Origin of the sequence: uncultured Sulfitobacter sp., assembly GCF_947497275.1 — a bacterium.
GTDB lineage: Bacteria > Pseudomonadota > Alphaproteobacteria > Rhodobacterales > Rhodobacteraceae > Sulfitobacter.
The window spans coordinates 469,159-489,421 of record NZ_CANMFS010000003.1 but is presented as its reverse complement, the minus strand read 5'-3'; the positions used below and the strand labels follow the sequence as shown (position 1 = coordinate 489,421).

Here is a 20,263-nt window from a genome sequence, read left to right as displayed (position 1 = left end):
TTACAGAGCCCCCTCACGCAGGCGCTTGGCCTTTTCTGCCTTCAGCCAAGCAAGTGCCTCTGCCATGCGCTTTTCAAGCGGGATAGCGGAATGGACATTCGGCTCACGTCCTTCGGCAGCGCGGAATGCCTTGATGCGAGGCCAAAGCGTTCTGGCCTCGTCGCCGGTCATGTTCACGCGCAAGGCCACCATCGCAGATTGCACGTGCGACAGCAGTTCGGAGTTCAGCGATTTCGACGCGACCTCGAACCGCTCCTGGAAGGTGTTCACGCTGTCGATCAGCTCGATGTCGATGTCGCGGACGTTGATGAATTTTCGGACCATCTCCAGCAGGGTGTTCGGCGCGCTGGCGGGTTCACCTTCATCTCCGTCACTGCTCGGCTTTGGGGGCGTGCCACTTAGGGGCGATTGTCCCTCGGCAAACCCGTGCTCGGCTTCCTTCCGCGCCAGCGTCAGCACGTTCATATGGGCGGCCAGATGTTGACGAACGGATTCCGCTTCCTCAACATCCAGCGTCTCATAGCGCTTCTCAATGATGTCGGTCAGCACCATCTGGGTGGCGACCTCTGGTGCCGTATCAGGCGACAAAACGCGCCGGTCCATCTCTTGATAGGCCGTCGCCATCAGGTCGTTCATGTCCTTCTCACAGATCTCGCGTGAGCGGTCCGTGGGCGGTTCGACCAGTCCCTTGATGCCGATGGTGATATTGCCCTCGTCATCGGTCCCCATCGGTGCACGCACATCGCCATCCTCGCGGCGGTAGAACTTGAAGTTCGGGGCCAGCACCTGCTCCATCAGTAGCGAGCCGGAGATCGCTTTGAGCATGTCGTTCACAGCATCGGTCACAACGCCGGTTTCCACGCCGGGTTCGGCAACGAGGTTGGTGAACAACGCGCGGGGCTTTCCTGGTGCATCGCGGGTCGCGCGTCCGATGATCTGCACGATCTCAGTCAGGGACGACCGATAGCCAATCGTCAGCGCATGTTCGCACCAGACCCAGTCAAATCCCTCCTTCGCCATGCCGAGGGCGATAATGATGTCGACCTTGGCCCGGTCCGCCACATCATCCCGCCTGCCATCCGGCCCCTTGATCTCGCGCGACAGCGCGGCCTTAACGATATCACGCCCCGGCCCGTCATCCACCAGGTCCGCGACCTTCAGCAGCCCGCCATCGAGCTTGCGCACCAGGTCAAACCCCGTCTCGGGATCGCGCCCTTCATGGGCGCCCAGCAGGTCGATGATCTTCCCCACCTCGTTGAACTTGTCATCGAACGCTTCGGACGACCCCCGATGCGGGATGTGGATGATCGTCTTCTGATCGGGGTCCAGCACCCCCGGCAGCCCATTGACGTAATTGCCTTTGTAAAACTCATAGTTGATCCCAAGCGCCTTGAGCCAGGCGTAGCCCTCCAGCTGCTCGTAATAGCTGTAGGTGATCTTGGTGAAGCGGTCTTCGTCCTCGGGGCGCATCACCGGGTCAGCATCGCCACGGAAATAGCTGCCGGTCATCGCCATCACATGGCACTCAGCGCGATTGATCAGGCTGCGCAGGATCACCCCCAGCCGGTTGTTGTCCGAGGCCGAAACATGGTGGAATTCGTCGATGGCGATGAAGCAGCTGTCGAACGCTTCGATCCCCTTGCTCTTGATCACCTCGTCAAAGCCGAAGCGGAAGGTGGCGTGGGTGCAGACCAACACCTTGGAATCGCTGTCCATAAAGCTCTGGAAGGCCTTCACCTTTTGCTTGTCGGCCTCCTCGCCGGTCAGGCAAAGGTTCCAGCGGTCATCGACCTCCCAATCCGCCTCGAACCCGTAACTCGTCAGATCGGTCGATTGGAACGACCCGCCAATCGAGGTTTCGGGCACGCAGACGATTACCTTCTCCAGCCCCTGATGGCGCAGCTTGTCGAGCGCCACGAACATCAGCGCCCGGCTCTTGCCAGCTGCTGGCGGCGCTTTCAGAAGCAGGAACTGCGCCGCGCGGGCGGCATAGGTGCGGGCCTGCATCGGGCGCTGACCAAGGGCGTTTGTGGTCGCCTTGGAGGTGCCGTAGGTGACATTGACCATCTGAACCATTGTCAGGCCCTCTTGTTCTTTGGCGCGGCTTCCAGCGATTTCACCTTGGCAGCGTAGAGCTTGAAGAGCTTCTCCAGCCGTTCGGTGTCATTGCGGAAGGGGCGGCCGATATACATCGTCTCCAGCAGTTCGTCGTTTTCCCGATGCACAGCGCGCAGGTCGTCGGGCATCTTGTCCGGATCATAGAGCTGGGCAATCGTAGCCGGGTAGTGGGAATAACGGCAGCGCAGGATCTTGCGGGCCGAAGCCGAGAGCGCCTCCAGTTGCTCGTCGGTGAATTTTGGCACCGGGAAGGTATGCCAGCCGAGCGAACTGGAGTACCGATAGCGTGCTTCAAGCTTTCCGCAGATTGCAGCAATCCACGTTAGATGGAGACGCGACATTATCAAAGAGAGCGCCCAATATGGACCATCGTGAATAACAAAGCACAGGTTTGATGCAATAACATCTGGCGTCAGGTAGTCGCAGGGCAACACTTCGCGTCGCTCCGAAGAGGCGCTTGCAACGACGATAGAGCCTGTTTTGGAGACGCCTCCAATGTGCCAAAACTGGTGGGCAGTTGCAGCCCTTTCAATGGTTTCAGGATTTTTGCTATCAAGGCGATGCTGGCGGGACGCTCTTATCCGTCGAGAAATGTCCGGAATATCCTCAGCTTCGCTCAAATCTGTATCTTCTATCCAGAGGCAGTATCTTTTGCTTGAATCGATCAGTTCTGTAGTGCCAACAAGTGGACGAATTAATCGCTCAGCCCTCGGGAAGGAGTCTATTAATTCGGATTTGTCAGCTTCATCAAGAATTAGTGCCCCTCCATCATTCGGCATAGAACCGTAAATCATCTGCGGAAGCCCAAACATCGAATGGCCTCTTTGAGAGACGTAGAGGAGCGGCCCATCCACTAAATATCCGTTGATTATTCTACATTCGCTCGCAGTGTCGGAGTCGAATAGCCTTACGGATTTCGCTCCTGTAGAATTCTCAACCCCTATAATGACGCAATCGACCGCAGCGTTAGAAGATGCATTGTTTCGCCATTTGAAGGGGCGATGGGCAAAGAAAATCTGGTTTTTTTTGAGGATGTATGGCCACAGAGCAGGCACCTGTCGGCCCTGCGTAATTGAGCTTGTAGCGACCAAGGCAAACTTTGAATTTTGACCGCGAGATAAATAGTCATTTGCCAAAATGAACCATGTGGAAACGAGATCAAGGGTTTTGTATCCTTTAATCTTGCGAGCCTCAAAGACTCCGGCTCGATCTTTCTTCTGTTCTGGGGTCTGGTTCTTTGCACCTGCAAATGGCGGATTTCCAGCGATAAACACTTCCTCCCCTTCAATGGGTGGCGGGCAAACCAAAGTCCAATCGATTTGTAGAGAATTGTCGTTGCAAATTTGCGCTGCATCTTTAAGCGGCAGCGCTGCGGGGCGGTGCCCAAAGACCTCGGCAAAGCTGGCGTTTGCCTGATACTCGGCGATGAACAGCGCCAGCTTGGCGGTCTCGGCGGCAAAATCCGCGATTTCGATCCCGTAGAAATGGCTGATCGGGATGGCCGAGAACATGGTCAGCGAGCCGGGGCCGTTCAGCTCTTCCAGCCGCCGCAGGATGCGCGTCTCGCGTGCCCGCAGTTCACGGTAAGAAACAACAAGGAAGTTGCCCGAGCCACAGGCCGGGTCGAACACCCGGATGCGCGACATCCGGTCCAGTACCTGTTGCAGCCCTTTGGCGCGATCCCATGCCTTGTGGATCTCGGCATCCAGATCATCAAGGAAAAGCGGCCCGATCACCTTCATGATGTTCGGCACGGAGGTGTAGTGCATCCCCAGTTCCGAGCGCTGCTTCGGGTCCGCAACCGACTGGATCATCGAGCCGAAAATGTCCGGGTTGATCTCGCGCCAGTTAAGATCGCAGGCCTCGCGCAGATAGCGGAAGGCCACGGCATCAAAGCGCGGCGCGTCGATGGTGCCCGCAAAGAGCCCGCCGTTGACGTATTCCAGCTCGCCCGTCCAGGCAGGCAGGCCCTCGCGTTGGTCTTTCGCCCGGTTCATCGCATGGAAGGCCGCGATGATAGTTTCGCGCGCTTCCTCGCCTTTGTCGCCCGCATGGGTGAACAGCAGGCGCGAGAACTGGTTGTCGGGGAAGATACCGACGTCTTCGGCGAACATGCAGAAGATCAGCCGCATCATCAGCTGGTTCATCTCGTGCCGACGCTCATTGCTGCCCCAGTCTGGGTTGGCTTTGGTCAGTGCGTCATAGAGCCGAGCGAGCTTGCCGGTCGCCTTGACGTCGACGGGGTTTTCTTCGACTGCGCGGTAGCGCTCCTTGCCTGCGGCGGGCAGGAAGAAGCCGAAGTGGTCGCCAAGCTCATCGAAACGGCAGTGCAGTGTGTCGCCCGAGGCCAGATGCTCTGCCGAGATCATCTCGCCATCCGTTGCGATCAGGATCGCCGGCTTCGAGGTCTTGGTCTTCTTCGAGTTGCGCAGTTGGTCCAGCGTGACATCGGTCATCCCGGCCAGCGCGGGGGCGAAATGGAACTTCTTGCCGAACAGCACGCCGCCGGGAAGGTCGGACCTGTTGGTCGACCCGCTCCGCAGCTTGGAGATCGCTGCCTTAGCGCCATCAGTGGCGGCAGCAAAGGCGAAGGGAAATTCGGTGGCGTCAAAAGGTTCGGCGGCAATCTCCGCCAATGCGTCATAAATTTCAGTAGGGTTCATCAAGGGCCTCGGCGTAATTATCCTATTGGTAGAAGACGCCAATCAACGAATCCACCAAAAAGGCTCGGGTGGGTGAATAAACACTAATTGGCGTAGATGGTCATACGTAGCCGGGGCCGAATGACCTTCCTTAGAATTTGTGCGATTGCGCAGATGTCAGACTGAGCGGCAGCTTACTGCGTACTGCTGACCTTAGGCTCTGCCGCAGCGAAATTTCCTTTCCTGCCCCTTGAGACGATCGACGCGAACGGCCCGAAGCGGCCTTTAGCCAGCCATTTTTTCATCCAAGATCTCGTCGCCAGAGCAGACATTCATGTATTGTATGACTGGACTACAAATGTAGTAGTCAAATAGCGCTGCAAACTATGGGGCGGATCTGAGGAGTTACCATTTAGAGAATATACGGGGGAACAGAGGAACTGGCCGCAATTGTGCCAGATTCCATCGACGCTTTCACCAAGAAACCAATAGTAACAGTTATACCACAAACGCGTTTTATTAATTTAGAGGAAAAGAGATGAACGATGCCTCACAGCTTCGGATTGAAGCTGCCCACAAGAAGATTTCGGACGTTTTTTCCAAGGACTACGCCTTTACGATCCCCGCCTACCAGCGCCCCTACGCATGGGAAACGACGCAGGTTGAAGAGTTGTTGGCCGACCTAACTGATGCCATGGCACCGACCTCAAAGTCAGGTGGGTTCTACTTTCTCGGCAGTATTGTTCTGGTAAAAAAACATGGCAGCCCGGACTCGCGTGTTGTGGACGGACAGCAGCGTTTGACCACGCTGACGATCCTGTTCAGCGTGATCCGCGACTTGACCGAAGACGCTGTAAAGCAGGCCAACCGCGAAAAATACGTCAAGCAGGTGGCCAATGAAGATGAAGGCATCCCCGAAGCACTCCGACTTCAATTGCGTCAGAAGGATCAGGCATATTTTGAGAAACACGTTCAGGCTGGCGGCGCAACTGACAACCTACCCGCGATTGACGGGCTGTCGGGTGCCAAGGCCCGTATCATTCAGAACGCAGGGACCGTCCGCCGCAAGCTGGAAGATATGGGGGAGGAGACGCGCAGCGCGCTTTTGAAGTTTCTTCTGCAGAGTTGTTATTTGGTTGTCGTTGAGGTGCCAACGCAAACAGCCGCCCGCCGAATTTTCACGGTTCTAAACGCGCGCGGCATGGATTTGTCTGCCACAGATATTTTGAAGGCTGACCTTCTGGAACGTGCTGGCGAGGACAAGGAAGACAACCTTTCTCAGCGGTGGGAAGACGTCGAAGTCAGCCTTGAACGCGGTAAGTTCAGCGATCTATTCACGCACATTCGGATGATCTTTGAGCGAGATAAGCCACGGTCAGCGCTCGAGAACGGATTCCCCGAACAAGTCTCTATTTTTCGTGATGATCCTGTGAAATTTATGGACACGGTTCTCGAACCGTTCGCGGACGCATTCTTGCTGTCTATGGACGATGCAGAGCTAAGGAGCCGTTTTAGCCATAAAACTGCTGACCTTGTGCGCTCTCTCGATCGCTTGGATAACAAGGATTGGCTGCCGCCACTTCTTCTTTGCCTTCAGCAGAGCAGTACCGGCAACAAAGACGATGTTGCAGACTTCGTCTTCGAGCTTGAGCGGCTGGCATATTACTTGTTCATGGTCCGCGCTGACGTAAATGCCCGGATGAGCCGCTATGCGGATGTTCTCGACATGTTGGAGCCGCCAGTCGAACGCAAACTCCGGGCAGGCGCAAAGGAGCGCTCGACAGGGTTGGAGTTGACCCAAGATGAAGTATTTGCGCTGTTCAATGCGCTTGATGGGGATGTTTACTTAGCTACACGGGTCGTCAAACCCCTTCTATTGCGGCTCGAGCAGGCATCTCACGATGGGTCTGCAAATTACGATTTCCCGACCATTTCAGTGGAGCATGTTTGTCCACAAACCTTGGAAGAGGGCTCCCAGTGGGCAGAGTGGTATGCTGACGGGGAAGATCACAGCATTTGGCTGCATACTATTGGCAACCTTGTTCTTTTGAATTTTCGGAAAAACTCGGCTGCCAGAAATTACGATTTTGACAAGAAGAAGACCAAGTATTTTGCCGCCGATGACACAAGTCCATTCACTTTGACCAATGAAGTCCGTGAATTCTGTTCTTGGAGGCCAGAGGATGTAGAAGGGCGCAGAAAAGCACTGTTGAAGCGTTTGGCTAAAGACTGGCGCCTGAAAGACACTTTCAAGAAGTGGTGGAAAAGCGAATGACAAAAAAATTCGTATTCAAAATCTTATGTGTTGATGGGCCCTGAGGGGCATACTGCAGCGCTTCTATCCAACAGATCGCCAAGAGTAATTCATAAAGCGTTTACATCCAGATGGAATGGGAATGGGGCAGAGAATGCGTCCCTTCTGCCCCTCACGTGGAAATGCGCATAGTGCAGAAATTGCGCCATTTCCGTCTCTGATCACTATCTTGAACGGCCCATAGTCGACGATTGCCCGGGTCCGAAAACATCTTCAGGCTTACATGATATTCAGCAACTTTCACGCGGCAGGTCGCCCTTAGATCGCTTGTTTTATCACTTTTGGGAGGCTTTTGCGAATGCGAGCGTAGGAATGCGGGTAATTTCTCTTGGGTAGTTGCCTCAGTACGGACAACACGGTCTCAAGCCGCTTCAATGATTTCCCCCGGTTGGACAAGAGCTCAAGAGTATTCTGTTGACCGGGCGGGATATTCAATTGATGATATATGAGTCCCTCTGCAGTGTTGGATGCAACTAAGTCAATCTCCATCGCCCAACGGAAACAATAGACACCAATCGCGTCCAAAACCTCCATGGCCCGCGAATGATTAGAATGGAATTTCTCCAGTAAATCCGCTTGGTCAGCAGGATCAGGCAGCATTATATTCAGGAGTGAATCGCCCTTTAGTTCTTTGCGGTACTTAGGGAAGCCTGCTGGGTTCAAGCTTTGTTTTCGTTCGTTGTTAAGGTAGGGCATGAAGTAGTCTTTATCGACTACTATTGAAAAGCTCATACCTAATTCACGAAGAAGCATGAATGCGTACGGTAAAGATTTGACGCCCCCCACGCTGTAAATGGAAACAGCGAAAGCAGACTGATCTATGCCTTCTTCCGAGAGTATATATTTGATCACCTCGCCGTCAATTGGACTCTCCACAAGAACAATATGGTTTGCAAAAAAGAAGTCTGAATTACGCTGCCGGTGGAAGAGATAATACCGTTCTCGGTCAAAGCCTTGACCTGCCCAGAACGCACTTTTTATCTGCGTTGTCGTCACTTCAACGCCTCTTGTCGTGGAAGATGTACGTCGACATAGGACTACTTCCTCATGGTCCAGTTCATCGACCATTACCGTAGAGTGGGTCGTGAACAAAACCTGAAGAGGCAATTTCCGCAAGTTTTGGAGCAGCTCTCGTTGCGCATGTGGATGAAGGTTTTGCTCGGGCTCTTCGATTCCAAGAACGTATGTGTTGCCCTGTAACTCGGCGAGGTAAGAATACAATCCAAATGCGGTCATGCTCTGGGTGCCACTTCCGCAATCCTGCAAGTCAACGGTGGTGTCACCCTCAGAAACGCGAAGTACAAGGTCCTGGAGAAATAATGAGTAGTTCGGCGCAGGGTCATATTCCAGGGAAAATGAAAATTTGCCGTTCAGAGGCGTGACTCTGCGGATCTGCTTGCTGAGTTTTTTGAAAGCTTGCCGCTGGATCGCGGTGCTCACTTCGGTAACCTTTGGGCTTATAGTGTCTCTGTTTTGGGTGTGTTGCTCAAGCCATGCACTTACGACAGATTTGAGCAAACCTGTATCACTCCACCCAGAAACTTCATGATCGCGCCTCATCGGGATGTAAACATATCGAATATGCTCCGACAATTTCTGATGCATATCGCCAGGCGCAGTCACCCAAGTGCCATTGTCACAAATTTGCCAAACATCCGACTTGCGATACTTCAAACGTGCCCGGATTTCCTCCCCCCCTATCGTTTGGCGAGGTAGATCACAGTCCTCTGGAACGTTTGAGAACCCAATGGTTATCGTTGCCGTGGTTGTTTTATGGAATGCATGCCGGCCCTCCACGAAGGCGCGCTTTTCTTCCGGAAAATTAAAAAATGCGTTCAATGCTCTCAATAGAGACGACTTTCCCGCGCTGTTTTGGCCAACAAATGCGGTTTCTTGACTCAGTTCAATTTCAGAATGTCTTACAGCGCGAAATTTCTCAACCTTCAGTGTTCTTATTTTCATAACATTTCTTACTTAAAATATCTTGGTAGAGCATTGGATTATCGAGCTCCAGTATACCGACCACCGCGAGCTCAACCAGTGTCAATTCCAGTTCCCCCCAATACTCGAACACGAGATCGTGCGCTACACCTTGCATGGAAATCTATCGATCAAGAGCCGCCATTTGTACTGCTCGCAGCGAACTGCAGCTCCGCCGTTCGAGATGGATACGCCGCGCCTTTGGGGTTGCCAAAATTTGGTTTGGGCTGCGATCACACTGTGTGCCTGCCGCGCAGTTCGTTGTTCGTACTTTATCAGGCCTCAGGCTGAGGCTGCGCCGCTCTTCATTGGTGTCGCACCGAACCTTCGTAGATGCGCCACCTCCGGATGAGTTGGAGCATATGCAGCGCATCGCCCGACGGTTCGATGCCGCCGGCCGGGATGAACGGAACCCTGCGCTCGGATATGCCGGTGAGGAGCGGGTGACTTTAAGCCAGTACGGTCGGAATGACCTCGCGGAGCGGGTGCGCTGGAGACGGCGATGGGATGGGCTGCCACATTGCCAGCGTCACACCGGAGGGGCATGATCGCCTGATCGAAGTTAAAACGGCCGACGGGTGGGAGCTTACGCCTTCTCATACCTCCCGAAACGAACTGGAGGTCGCAGAGGAACGGCGGGAGCATTGGCACTTGCTACGTATCTATGAGTTAGCGCGCGATCCAAAGGCTTTGGAATTGCGGCCACCGCTGCAAGCGCATGTATCCCTGACCGAGACGAGTTTCCAAACAAGCTTTGGATGGCTGCAAACCGGCGACAAGTCAGCACGCGTGCGGTCTTTGTCATTTCGATCTCCAAAGATCGGAATGTCGTGATTGAGAAACGAGACGCTAAAACCGCTCAAGGTCAGTTACCCCCTGCGCATCGGCGCAGATATTCCGGCACCGAAAGCGCCTTTGGGTATCGTAAGGTTAGATTTCGCCGCGGGCTAAATCGTCCCCTGACGAATCGTTTTGCAGCCGTATCGGTGCCCTGGCCCTTCCACCGCTTTCGATATTCTGGATGAGGTGTTGTAAAATTATCTCGTGCTTAGCGAGTGATTGGAGCCATTCCAGTCGACTTGGCCATAGAACAACTTTCTTGGCAGGCTCATCTCTCGGATGCTGTTCAGTGAGCGTGGGTATTTCCGTATTTATTTCAATAGCTTGATCTTATTTTAGAGTTCCCTTGGGATCATTTTATTTTGGACGGAAACGATTTCGGCAAATTTATTTTGCGCAAAATCAGCTGTTGTTGGGGAGCGCGCAATGGGTAGTTTCTCGTCCTCAAGCGAAGGCTGACCGGCAGATCACACCGACCGGGACGCAAATTTTTCTTCGTGAAACAGGCGGTCAGCCAACCTTTCAGTCAACAGCGTCGGAACTCGGCGATGATTGGGAGGCCACAGCCAAGAGGGGATGAACGATATGGTCAAGGGAACAGAATAAGCCACAAAAATACGCAAGCCCATCCGATGTGAAGCTTGCAGCAAGGGCCGCCTGAATCCTCGGGAGCCCAAACAAACAAAACCAGAAATCGGTATCGCCGCCTTCGGGCAGCGTCGGAGTGAATTCCGACGAGCGATACCCTCATGCCAAAAGGAAAAAGCATGAATTACTTGTCAGATGGCGGACTTGCGTTGCCAGAGCGGATTCAAACAACCCGGAAGGTCGCCAAAGGTCGCCGCACACATTTCACCGGTCAGTTCACATTTGGGCCTGACGAAGGTCGAACCATGGATATCGAGAGCCACACCGAACTGTGCACGGCTCTGGTGACCATCGCACGACCTGATGTGGCTGGCCTGGAGAACCAGGTGCCGTTCAAATGGGTGAAGCCGAACGGCAAGACTGCGACGCATCATTTCGATTTCCGTGTTCTGATGGCCGACGGCTCTCGCCGGGCGATCATGGTGAAATCCGAATACCGCCGCCGCCAGCCGGAAGTTCAAGCCGAGTTGGCACAGATCGCAGCCCAGGTCACGCCGGATTTCGCGGATGATGTGGTCATTATGACCGAGAGGGATCTCGACCCCGTCGAGCTTTTCAACGCCGAGATGATGCACGAAATGCGCCGTCCCGACCCTGAGGCCGACGCGATTGGACGCAGGATCATGAATGAAATGGTCGCCTCCGTGCAAATCCAGGATCTCGTCGATGCCATAGGTCTCAGCGCGCGTGGCTTCCGGACCATTGTTCGGCTGATCCGCTCCCACGAACTCAAACTCGTCATCAAGGTGCGTATCGCGCACGAAGCCTACGTCTGCCGGAGGATTTTCAAATGATCGCCACCACACCCAGTTCCGCACAGCCCAAGTTTTCGTTCTCCGAATATGATGGCATCGTCATCGGCGGCCAGCCGCACCGTTACTTTCAGACCCGAGAGGAGGGGCACATTTTCGTCGCGGCGAAAGGTACGGGCGTACCCCAGGTTATGACCAATGCCGAAATCAGCCGCTACCTTGCGGTTGGCAATTTTGAGTGCACACCAAACGAATTCCAGCCTGAGCAACTACGCCAGCGCCTTCTGCCGGACGGTGGTCTCCTTTCACTGCGCGGCACTAAGGCGCAGAGGAAAGCGAGCATGCGTTTTGCGGTGGTGAAAGCCTTCCGTGAACTTCTGAATGACGAGACCAAAGACGTCACTCGGATCGCCACGTCTGTCAGACCTGTCCTCGGGTACATCAGGATGCGGGCTGGCGAAATTATGGAAAGGGAACAGCCCGAGGGCGACAGCGAATATCTCGCTGTTCCTAAAAAGCTGGGCGCGAAAACTGTGCTGGAATGGGAAAGAAGGGAGCGTCGTTTCGGCCTGCCTGGTCTTTACGACAAGAGCGCGGAGCGCGGGAACCGGGATCGCCGGATGACCGCTGACGAGTTGATGCTCATGGGTAAGGTTGTCGGCAACTACCTTAACGACCAGCGGCCGTCCCAGAAAATCATCTTCGATGACGTGAAAACCGCCTTTATCAAGGAAAACGAGCGGCGCCGAGCTGAGGGCGAGCCGGAAATCGTCTGCCCGTCGCGCGAGACCGTGCGCCAGGCAATCCGCAAGCTTAATCCGTTTGACATCACCTTGTCTCGACATGGTCGCCAAGCAGCGAACCGTCAGTTCGCCCCTGTAGGCATGGGCCTGCAAGTCGCGCGGCCTATGCAGAGGGTCGAGTTCGATGAGTGGGAAGTGGATGCGATCACTCTCATGGCAGAAGGTGGATTGTACCACCATTTGACCGAGGAAGAGAAAAAGAAGCTTGGTCTCGACAAGAAGAAGGCGCGCTGGTGGATTACCGTAGCCATCTGTTGCGCAACCCGCTGTATTGTCGGGATGGTCATATCGCGCAGGCCGAATTCTCAAAGCGCGTTGCGCGTGATCGAGATGATGATGCGAGACAAGGGCGTCTGGGGAGATGCCTGTGGTGGCCTCACGGCTTGGAACCAATTCGGGTGGCCGTCTGTCATTGTCACGGATTGCGCGGCGTACAATATCTCAAGCTTGATCCAAGCCCGAACCTCGGACCTTGGGATTACGGTAGAGTACTGCCCGGCCGGCGACCCGCATTTGAAAGGACGCATCGAGCGGGTGTTCGGTACATTCGCAACTCAGCTTATGCCCAGGTTGAGCGGGCGCACCTTTAGCAACAGCGTCAAGCGGGGTGATTATGAATCTGAAGAACGCGCGGTCCTTAACCCGGAAGAGTTCTGCACGGTTTTGGTTCGATACGTCGTCGACGTCTATCACCGCTCGCCCCATAGCGGGCTGGACGGTGAGACGCCGTTGGATTGCTGGAACCGGCTGGTAGAGAAATACGGGGTCCAGCCCCCGCCTGATCTTGGGCGTCGACGTTTGATTTTTGGCCAAGAGCGGGAACGCTCTGTGACCAAGCAGGGGATTACTATCTTGGGAATTCGCTATCACTCACATGTTCTGGCACGCTTCATGACAAAGTCGCAGGATCGCAAAGTCGCAATCCGGTGGTATCCTGAGGACATCGGGGCGATTTGGGCCGAATTGAATGGGCGGTGGTATGAGATACCCGCAGTCTTTGATCGGTATCAGGGTGTTTCGGCACAGGACTGGATTAACGCCGCTGCGGAAATTCGAGCGCAGAATGCCCAGGCTGCCGAGGTCAACTTTGCTGTAGTGCGCCAGGCGCTCGACTACATCAAGGAAACCAATAGCGCCGCCATGACACGTGTCGGCCTCACCATGCAGGACTGGTCCGAAAAACGTGAGGATTATGAAGACGACCGCCTGTTCATCGGTTTCACGATATCCGAGACGGAGCCAAAAAGCCCCTATGAGGAAGACCGAGGTAACTGGGGAACGAGCCTTCCAACGGCCGGTTCAGCAACTTCGGAAACCTCAAAACTAAAATATCGGGATGACGTTGCGGAAACTTCTTCCGGCGACCCTCGTCCGATCCAATTTCCGGATTCTCAGCCAGGCGATGATGCCGACGGGGCTGACAACAGCAGCGATTGGTCCATGGAGGATAAATAAACATGAACACGACAATCTCACCCATCAACGCAAAACTCGCAGCCGTCGATCGGCTGCGGGAAAAGCATATCTCGACACCGCGGGACGTTCAGTTCCGCAGCTATTTGGATCGGCTTTTACAACGCGATGAGTATGGCAACCTGATCGCAGCGCCGCGGCTCTACACTAAGGATGGCGATGCCCGTGGTATCGCCGTGGTGGAGCCCGCGGGCGGCGGGAAAACCTCTCTGGTTTACCATGGTCTCAAAAACCATCCAGCGCTTCAGCCGCGCGATGCGGTCCATCAACCTTGGGTCGGGGTTCGCGTGCCCAGCCCGGCGACAGCCAAAAGCCTCGCCATCGAGATCCTGGGCGCAAGCGGATATCCGGTTTCGCGCTCAAACTCCGTCACCGAAGATGACCTCATGCGTAAAGTGCGGCACCACTTCAAACTGCGGGGCACGGCGATCCTTTGGATCGACGAGGCCCATGACCTCTTTGGCGCCGGCAGCAGGTTCAAGATCGACGTGTTCCTGAAAACGGTCCGCAACCTGATGCAGGGCGACGGAGCGGTTAGCGTCGTGTTGAGTGGCATCGAGAGCCTTTGGCAGATAGCATCCTGTGATGCCCAGGTCACACGCCGCTACTGGCGGATGCCATTGGGTGATGTCTCCCCGCATTCTGATCGCAAGGCTCTGTTTGGTGTCATTACGGATTTCTGCCACGCGGTCGGCATGCGACCGCCCTCAGAAGATGATCTTGTGGATCGGTTGGTCCACGCCAGCCGCAACCGCTTCGGTCGCTGCATGGAAAACATCCTCGCGGCGCTTGAAGCGGCGGCACTGGATGATGCCGATGAATTGACCCTGCAACATTTTGCGGAGAGCTGGGGCATGCAAGAAGGCTGTGGCGTAGGCCAGAACGTCTTTCTGGCACGCCAATGGGCCAAGATCGATTTAAGTGAGGCCAAATTCTCCGGCGGAGGAGCGTATTGATGCTCTTGCCCAATCTGCCATTCATTCTCGATGAAAGCCCGCTCTCATACGCAAGCCGATTGGCGAAGTTTCATATCGGAGATGAGGTCATCGCATTCCTAAAAGATATTGGGGTCAAGTCGCAGGACATGGCCGCCAATAAAGAAGGCGCCATTGTACGTCTGGCTGAGATCTCCGGCGTTCCGTTCGATGAACTGCACGCCAATGTCGCCATTCCGGTTGGGGAACGTCGCTACGATCTTCGCGGTGAGCTGGTCACCGCAGAGTTCTTGGCAAACCCTCATACCATATTTTGCGCGGCATGCCTTGCCGAGGATGACGAAGAGGCTGGGCGCCGTGGTCGCTGGCTATGGACCTTGTCAGTTGTTAGGACTTGCCCTCGTCATGAAATTGCGCTGACGCGCCGGGCCAAGCGCAAATGGACCGATCCGTTTCACGAGCTTGAGCGCCGTGTTCCCGAGCGTGGTGAACAACTTCAAGCTTTGGTTGCCGAAGCAAAGCGGCGCCCAGTCTCGCCGCTGCAGGAATATGCCGTCAACCGTCTCAATGGAGAGGCTGGTCCCGAGTGGCTGGATGCGCAGTCACTGGAGCAGGCAGTCAGAGCGACAGAGCTTTTGGGGGTACTTCTCGAACTCGGACCTGAGCAGAAGTTGCCGGAGCTGACGGCGGATGACTGGGATCATGCTGGACATATCGGTTTCGGGTTCACGTCCCGCGGTGAGGAAGGGATCCAAGAGGCGCTGATGGCGCAAATCCGGAAATTTGACGCCACAACCGGCACCCCCGGGCCGCGCAGAATTTTCGGTCGCTTTTATGAAGCGCTGGCCTATTCCAAATCCGACAAGGATCCAGGGGATATCGCGCGCATTCTGCGCAAGATCATTACAGAGAACATTGCGCTACCCGCCGGGAAAGAGGTTTTGGGGGACAAGTTGACCGAACGCCGGTTGCACACCGTGGCCTCGCTGGCGATAGAGCAGGATCTCGACTCTCGAACCCTGCGCGATGTGCTGGTTGCGGCAGAAGTCTTACCGCAAAATGCGTCGGCCCATTATCCTATCCCGGTTCATGAGGGGCGTGAGGTTGCCGGTCGCGTCAAGCGAACAGTTCATGTGGTCTCATTGCCCAAAGCGTTGGGTTGTGCACGTCCGCTGATCGATCAGCTTTTTGAAGAGCGGCTGATCACTCCCATCTACTACGGGAGGCCGGGAACTAAGGGGCACACCCAGAAGGCCGTAGATTGCGAGGAGATTGCCATGCTGGTTGGCAAGCTGCACGCGAGAGCGGTCAAACTGGATGCCGAAACCGATGAACTGGTCCCGATCTCGAAGGCCGCGGAGAAGGCCAAAGTGCCGGCCGTGACCGTGGTGCATATGGTTCTCGGGGGATTTCTCGAAAGCGTCTTTCACTTGGAAGGTCATGACGGAGTAGGTGCGCTCCGCGTGGATACGATAGAGGTCAAGCGGCACGCCGCAGTCTGCACGGAGGGGCTCTCACCAATGGCCGCCTTCGGTGCGCTGAAGATTCCGAAGGACATTGGATGGCGTTTGGTGGACCGCTGTCCTGAGGAGGTGAGCCTGACCATCGAATGGATCGCCGGACCGGATGATGTCCATCGCATCCCAAGGCTCAACCCGGAGGTCGTCGCCGAGTTCAAATGCAACTTCATCCATCCGGCGCGGATCGCCGAGCACCATGGCCTTCAGGTAAGAGAGGTCGTCAACCAGTTGAAGCGTCGAGGTATTCGGCCTGTTTTGACCAAAGCTGAGATTGGTGTGGACTTCTATCGAGCCAGCGTTCTCAAGCTGGATCTGTTCACTTAACATAATGGGGCTTACAAGCCCAATCTCATATTCGAACTCCAAAGTCGCCCAATAGGGCGGCTTTTTTGTTTGCAAAATTCCTCCAGAGTTTGACAATTCTCATTGGGCTGGTTCGTGCCGTATGCGAGTGGACCTATATTGCTTGCAAAATGGCTAACCTATTGGCCGGTTCGTTCTTACCCCTGAATAAAAACAATGACTTAGGTGGGTTTAGTGGCTATTATTCGGTTGCCGGAACATGTCGATACGGGCATAGTTATGCCAAACCCCCCAGTTTTGTTTGCCACGAAACGGGATTAGATTTGCCATGAGTGCCTAACCTTCTGAATTAAAATAGTTTTGGCCGAATGAGAATATTCGGCCAAAACGGATCAATAAGCGTGATCTGGCGGTGCAAGCGACACAGCGCATCAAGAAGATTGCCTTGTCATTGCACCGCAAATCGTGGTGGCTGGGTAAAGAGCTGCAAATCTTGTAGCGTAAATATCTGATATACTTTGACCGCTGCCTTCTCACCTGATTTCCAGATCTTGCGCGGGCCCTCTTTTGAGGCCGCGAAGATCTGGATACTCTGGTGAGGCCGAACCAAAACAAACATCAACAAATGCCAGACCGATAGACAATGCTGCTGCTACAGCGTGTCTGGCAAGATTGCCTTTTGATAGGAGGGAATGGGCTTCTTGAGCTGCCGTCTGGCGCAGCACTTTTCGGGATGAAACCGATGACTTTCTACAGAACCTTCTCTACCAAAAAGCCTTGCGCTAACCTCATGCACGTCCGCCGGTTTCTCCGGGATCATGGGACCGCTTTGGCTTTGGCGGCTCGCAGGCTTGGTGGCCCCGCAGCCAGTGCCCGCGTGTTCCTGCTCTGTGAAGCTGTACGGCACACGCGGCGGTTAGCACGGGCTCAAAGCAGCCAACTTGTGGACTTTCACAAGTTGCTGACGCTGGAGCACGTCAGCGATCCGGATCGTATTGAGTGCGGCCTCTTTGCTCAGATAAATCCTGCTTCTGAATTCGTCGATGATTGCTGTGAGTTGTCCGAAAAGCTCGGATCGTTGCTGCGGCAGATCGGTGAGAACGAACCCACAAGTGACGTTCGTTGCCACGCCTTGCAGGAATTGCCGCAAGTCGCGTGATCCCCGAGAGCCGACCCAGACGGGGTCGGCTGTCTTGAAGGGGCGGCCATCCCGGGCGCCCCAATGAACGACAATCAATTATAGGGGTATCACGACGATGCACGTGCTTTACAACAAACAGAACATGGACGATCTGGCAGCCGAGGCCGTAGGCTTGGGGAGGCAGGTCGCCGAGCGGGCCAAAGCGCTTCACCTTGGCGACACCGCAAAGAATGTTGCGTTCGTGTCGCGTTGCTTTGCGCGCCTGAAAGATCGCCAACCCTTCGATGAAGCTGATGAAGGTGGTTTCGACGCCGTCATGGATATTTTGGAGCGTTGTATTGCTTCGGAATTCCTGGGCAGTGAAGAACAGTACGAGGAAACGGGGTACGATGACTTCGGCCCACGTGGCGAAACCCGTGATACACCAGTCTATTCCGACCGCGGTAATGAACTCATCGAACTGCTATACCTGTTCCAAGATTTTCTTAACAGCCGCGACGGTGTGCTCGACCACGTCGCTGCACACCGTTGTTTGCTGGACATTATGAGTACCTAAAAAAAGAGGGACACCCCGAGCAGCAATACCGCTCGGGGTGTTTGTCGTTCTATAGAGATAGGGGAGTGAGGGTAAACTCCCCATTTTTAATGGGGAGATTACCATCTGAGTAGACGATCTCGGCCCATAGTTGCCATTCACCCAGTAAACGGAGTGCTGCAGTGCGGCCCGTCAGACCGGTCTTTCGCTGCAAACGCGAAATCAGGTGATGGGCAATTTCATAGATCGCGGGACTAAGCATCGGTTATCTGGCTGGCCAGCAGGTGAGGTTAGACTCTCGATAGAATAAAGTGCTTGCTACAATCTGAGCAAGACGAGACGGTCTACTTTGTAGGTTTGGACGTGCCAGTACCGTCGATATGGCTATCTCCCACCTGCGTCCGAGGCCATCATTCAGATGGACCACTCATAATAATCGTGGTCATAGTCATCAATTTCACTGGCATATCCCCGCATCGGGGCTGCTTTAATGATTATCTCGGGATACTCATCAAGTTCTATTTCACAGCTATCCCAGTTCGTCTTGACCCAACCATCAAATTTATGTCTACCGCTGAAGCACTGCACATTAACAGGAAGGTGTGTGCGGTCTCCGTTGTCATAAACAATCGGCAGATCAACTGTTCCATCGACATCCATCTTGCATTCCGGACAATAGAACGAAACATCACTCGTTTCCCATTGAGCTTCTTCCATCTCCATCATCAGAGCGTTTGACAACGCCCATTTTGCTTCCCTAAATATCTTACTGCGGATAAATCACATACAACATGAGGATTAGGTTTAACGCAAACTAATGGGCATGATCAGATTGCTACTGATGCTCTACTGTCGAAAACGTCTGTTTGAGAACATTGCGCTGCGCATAGCGGCCGTTGGTGCAAGAGGCGGCGTAAGACTTGTCAGCCAGTCGCGCTGAGACCTGGCAAGCTTCCCAACCGGGTTCTGAAAGGCTAACCTAAGAACACCTCCCAGCTTCCCGAACCCTGACTTGAGGAATATCTACCTTTTTAATGACGGCTATTCGAACTCAGCCAGCAAAGCCGCCCTGCTCATTCGCGAGAGCGAGCTACATGTCGACCTATCGTAGATATTGTGGACAGCATTAAAACGATAGTCGGTGCCATTTCTTCATTGTTTGGCAATTCCTTTACCAATTGACCAATCTCTATTTTCGCGATCGCTGTAGAAGATCAATAGGCCGGGGTATGGGGTAGGTTCAGAGGCTTCTTTCTGAGAATAGCGCGGAACGAACTCGACCCAGCGCAGCTCCTGGTCGGGCCCGCGCTGCACAACTGCATTTCCGTCCAATAAGCGGAAGTTGTGCGAAAGATGCTGACGGACTTCGTCGCAAATGAGGTTAGCCGCACGTGTGAGCTCGAGCAATAGGTCGGAAACTATATCCACGTGAAAGTCGTATTGCGCCGCAAGCTTAGAATAGAGCGGCGGGTCCCACTCCTCAATTTGGTAGAATTTGCGCGTGGTGAGTTCACCATCGTTGCGCCGTGGCTCCAGATGCTTGTGTAGGACCTCTTGAAGATCACTTAGCACTCGCCCAAAATTGCGAAATGCGCTTTCAAGTGACGAATAGCGGCCGGGCCAGACACGGCCCAATAGCCACTGTCGCAACGTCCTGAATTCGTCATCAACTTCAGCGAATATCCGCGGCTGCCCGGACCCGAGCACCCAACTGCTCCATACTGTGCAACTGTCCAGATGAGAGAGCCGACCCATTCGTCTACGTAATCGGCATAAACAGTGTCATCACGAATTTTGGCGGTGTCGAGATCGAGAGACTCTTCCACCCAAGACTCGTGCTCAGATTTCAAGGTCTTTAGGCGATCGCCTGTCCAAATTGCTTCGTTGTCGTCGATGATCTTGTGATGCACATTGCAAAGAAGAACAAGGTTGGCGTAGCGATCGCCGTCCTGGACTGGCATTTTCGGATCGCTACGCGGCCCGCCATCTTTTTCCGCGACGATGTGGCAGTTTTCGCCGACAAGCGTAGGGTCATCGGTCTCACTATTGTTTTCGACGAGCCGGCGGCGGCAATCTGGCATGGCACAGCGTGCGGCGGCTTTGCCCCACAGTATTTTTTGTGTTTTCAGGCTGACCGACATAAGAAAACTTCTCATTATTTTTGACGACCAAAGTGGATCACATGCCCAAATTTGGCGAATTTGCATTAACATTATTGAACTCGGGCCACCACCGTCGTAGTTTCATGGATGGAAGCTT

General features: G+C 54.4%; 13 protein-coding genes and 1 pseudogene. 8 read left to right on the top strand and 6 right to left on the bottom strand.

The window, feature by feature from the left end:
• Both Q1A06_RS09125 and Q1A06_RS09120 read right to left on the bottom strand, forming a co-directional pair.
• Positions 1-2,076 (bottom strand): DEAD/DEAH box helicase, encoded by a 2,076-nt coding sequence (locus tag Q1A06_RS09125; protein ID WP_299561894.1) that lies wholly within the window; start codon positions 2,074-2,076, stop codon positions 1-3.
• 2 nt (positions 2,077-2,078) lie between these two features.
• A complete protein-coding gene (locus tag Q1A06_RS09120) occupies positions 2,079-4,781 on the bottom strand; it encodes a DNA methyltransferase (RefSeq protein WP_299561892.1) in 2,703 nt (900 codons plus the stop codon).
• Between the two features lie 517 nt (positions 4,782-5,298).
• Here Q1A06_RS09120 and Q1A06_RS09115 point away from each other — a divergent pair.
• On the top strand, positions 5,299-7,035 hold the full coding sequence (locus Q1A06_RS09115; RefSeq protein WP_299561890.1) for a DUF262 domain-containing HNH endonuclease family protein: 1,737 nt from the start codon (positions 5,299-5,301) through the stop codon (positions 7,033-7,035).
• 297 nt (positions 7,036-7,332) lie between these two features.
• Here Q1A06_RS09115 and Q1A06_RS09110 read toward each other — a convergent pair whose 3' ends face one another.
• A complete protein-coding gene (locus Q1A06_RS09110; RefSeq protein ID WP_299561888.1) occupies positions 7,333-9,036 on the bottom strand; it encodes an AAA family ATPase in 1,704 nt (567 codons plus the stop codon).
• Between the two features lie 304 nt (positions 9,037-9,340).
• Here Q1A06_RS09110 and Q1A06_RS09105 point away from each other — a divergent pair.
• The 7 genes and pseudogenes from Q1A06_RS09105 to Q1A06_RS09075 all read left to right on the top strand — a co-directional run.
• Positions 9,341-9,888, top strand: a pseudogene (locus Q1A06_RS09105) (DUF3883 domain-containing protein); the annotation flags it as partial.
• Positions 9,889-10,643: 755 nt separating this feature from the next.
• Positions 10,644-11,336 carry a hypothetical protein gene (locus Q1A06_RS09100; RefSeq protein WP_299561886.1) on the top strand — a complete coding sequence of 231 codons (693 nt, stop codon included), beginning with the start codon at positions 10,644-10,646 and terminating at the stop codon, positions 11,334-11,336.
• Complete coding sequence (locus Q1A06_RS09095; protein ID WP_299561885.1) at positions 11,333-13,552, top strand: Mu transposase C-terminal domain-containing protein; 2,220 nt, start codon at positions 11,333-11,335, stop codon at positions 13,550-13,552. Before Q1A06_RS09100 ends, Q1A06_RS09095 begins: the two co-directional genes overlap by 4 nt.
• Positions 13,553-13,554: 2 nt before the next feature.
• Entirely contained in the window at positions 13,555-14,526 is a 972-nt protein-coding gene (locus tag Q1A06_RS09090) for a TniB family NTP-binding protein (RefSeq protein WP_299561883.1), read from the top strand.
• Complete coding sequence (locus Q1A06_RS09085) at positions 14,526-16,349, top strand: TniQ family protein (RefSeq protein ID WP_299561881.1); 1,824 nt, start codon at positions 14,526-14,528, stop codon at positions 16,347-16,349. Before Q1A06_RS09090 ends, Q1A06_RS09085 begins: the two co-directional genes overlap by 1 nt.
• A 622-nt stretch (positions 16,350-16,971) precedes the next feature.
• The gene (locus Q1A06_RS09080) at positions 16,972-17,487 is read left to right on the top strand and encodes a hypothetical protein (RefSeq protein ID WP_299561879.1); all 516 of its coding nucleotides are present in this window, start codon (positions 16,972-16,974) and stop codon (positions 17,485-17,487) included.
• 124 nt (positions 17,488-17,611) lie between these two features.
• The gene (locus tag Q1A06_RS09075; RefSeq protein ID WP_299561878.1) at positions 17,612-18,025 is read left to right on the top strand and encodes a hypothetical protein; all 414 of its coding nucleotides are present in this window, start codon (positions 17,612-17,614) and stop codon (positions 18,023-18,025) included.
• A gap of 393 nt (positions 18,026-18,418) precedes the next feature.
• Here the strand turns inward: Q1A06_RS09075 and Q1A06_RS09070 are convergent, their stop codons facing one another.
• The 3 genes from Q1A06_RS09070 to Q1A06_RS09060 all read right to left on the bottom strand — a co-directional run bounded on the left by Q1A06_RS09070 (position 18,419) and on the right by Q1A06_RS09060 (position 20,145).
• Complete coding sequence (locus Q1A06_RS09070) at positions 18,419-18,730, bottom strand: hypothetical protein (RefSeq protein WP_299561876.1); 312 nt, start codon at positions 18,728-18,730, stop codon at positions 18,419-18,421.
• A 426-nt stretch (positions 18,731-19,156) separates the two neighbouring features.
• The gene (locus tag Q1A06_RS09065) at positions 19,157-19,576 is read right to left on the bottom strand and encodes a hypothetical protein (protein ID WP_299561874.1); all 420 of its coding nucleotides are present in this window, start codon (positions 19,574-19,576) and stop codon (positions 19,157-19,159) included.
• Complete coding sequence (locus tag Q1A06_RS09060; RefSeq protein WP_299561872.1) at positions 19,570-20,145, bottom strand: hypothetical protein; 576 nt, start codon at positions 20,143-20,145, stop codon at positions 19,570-19,572. Before Q1A06_RS09060 ends, Q1A06_RS09065 begins: the two co-directional genes overlap by 7 nt.
• Positions 20,146-20,263: the final 118 nt, after the last annotated feature.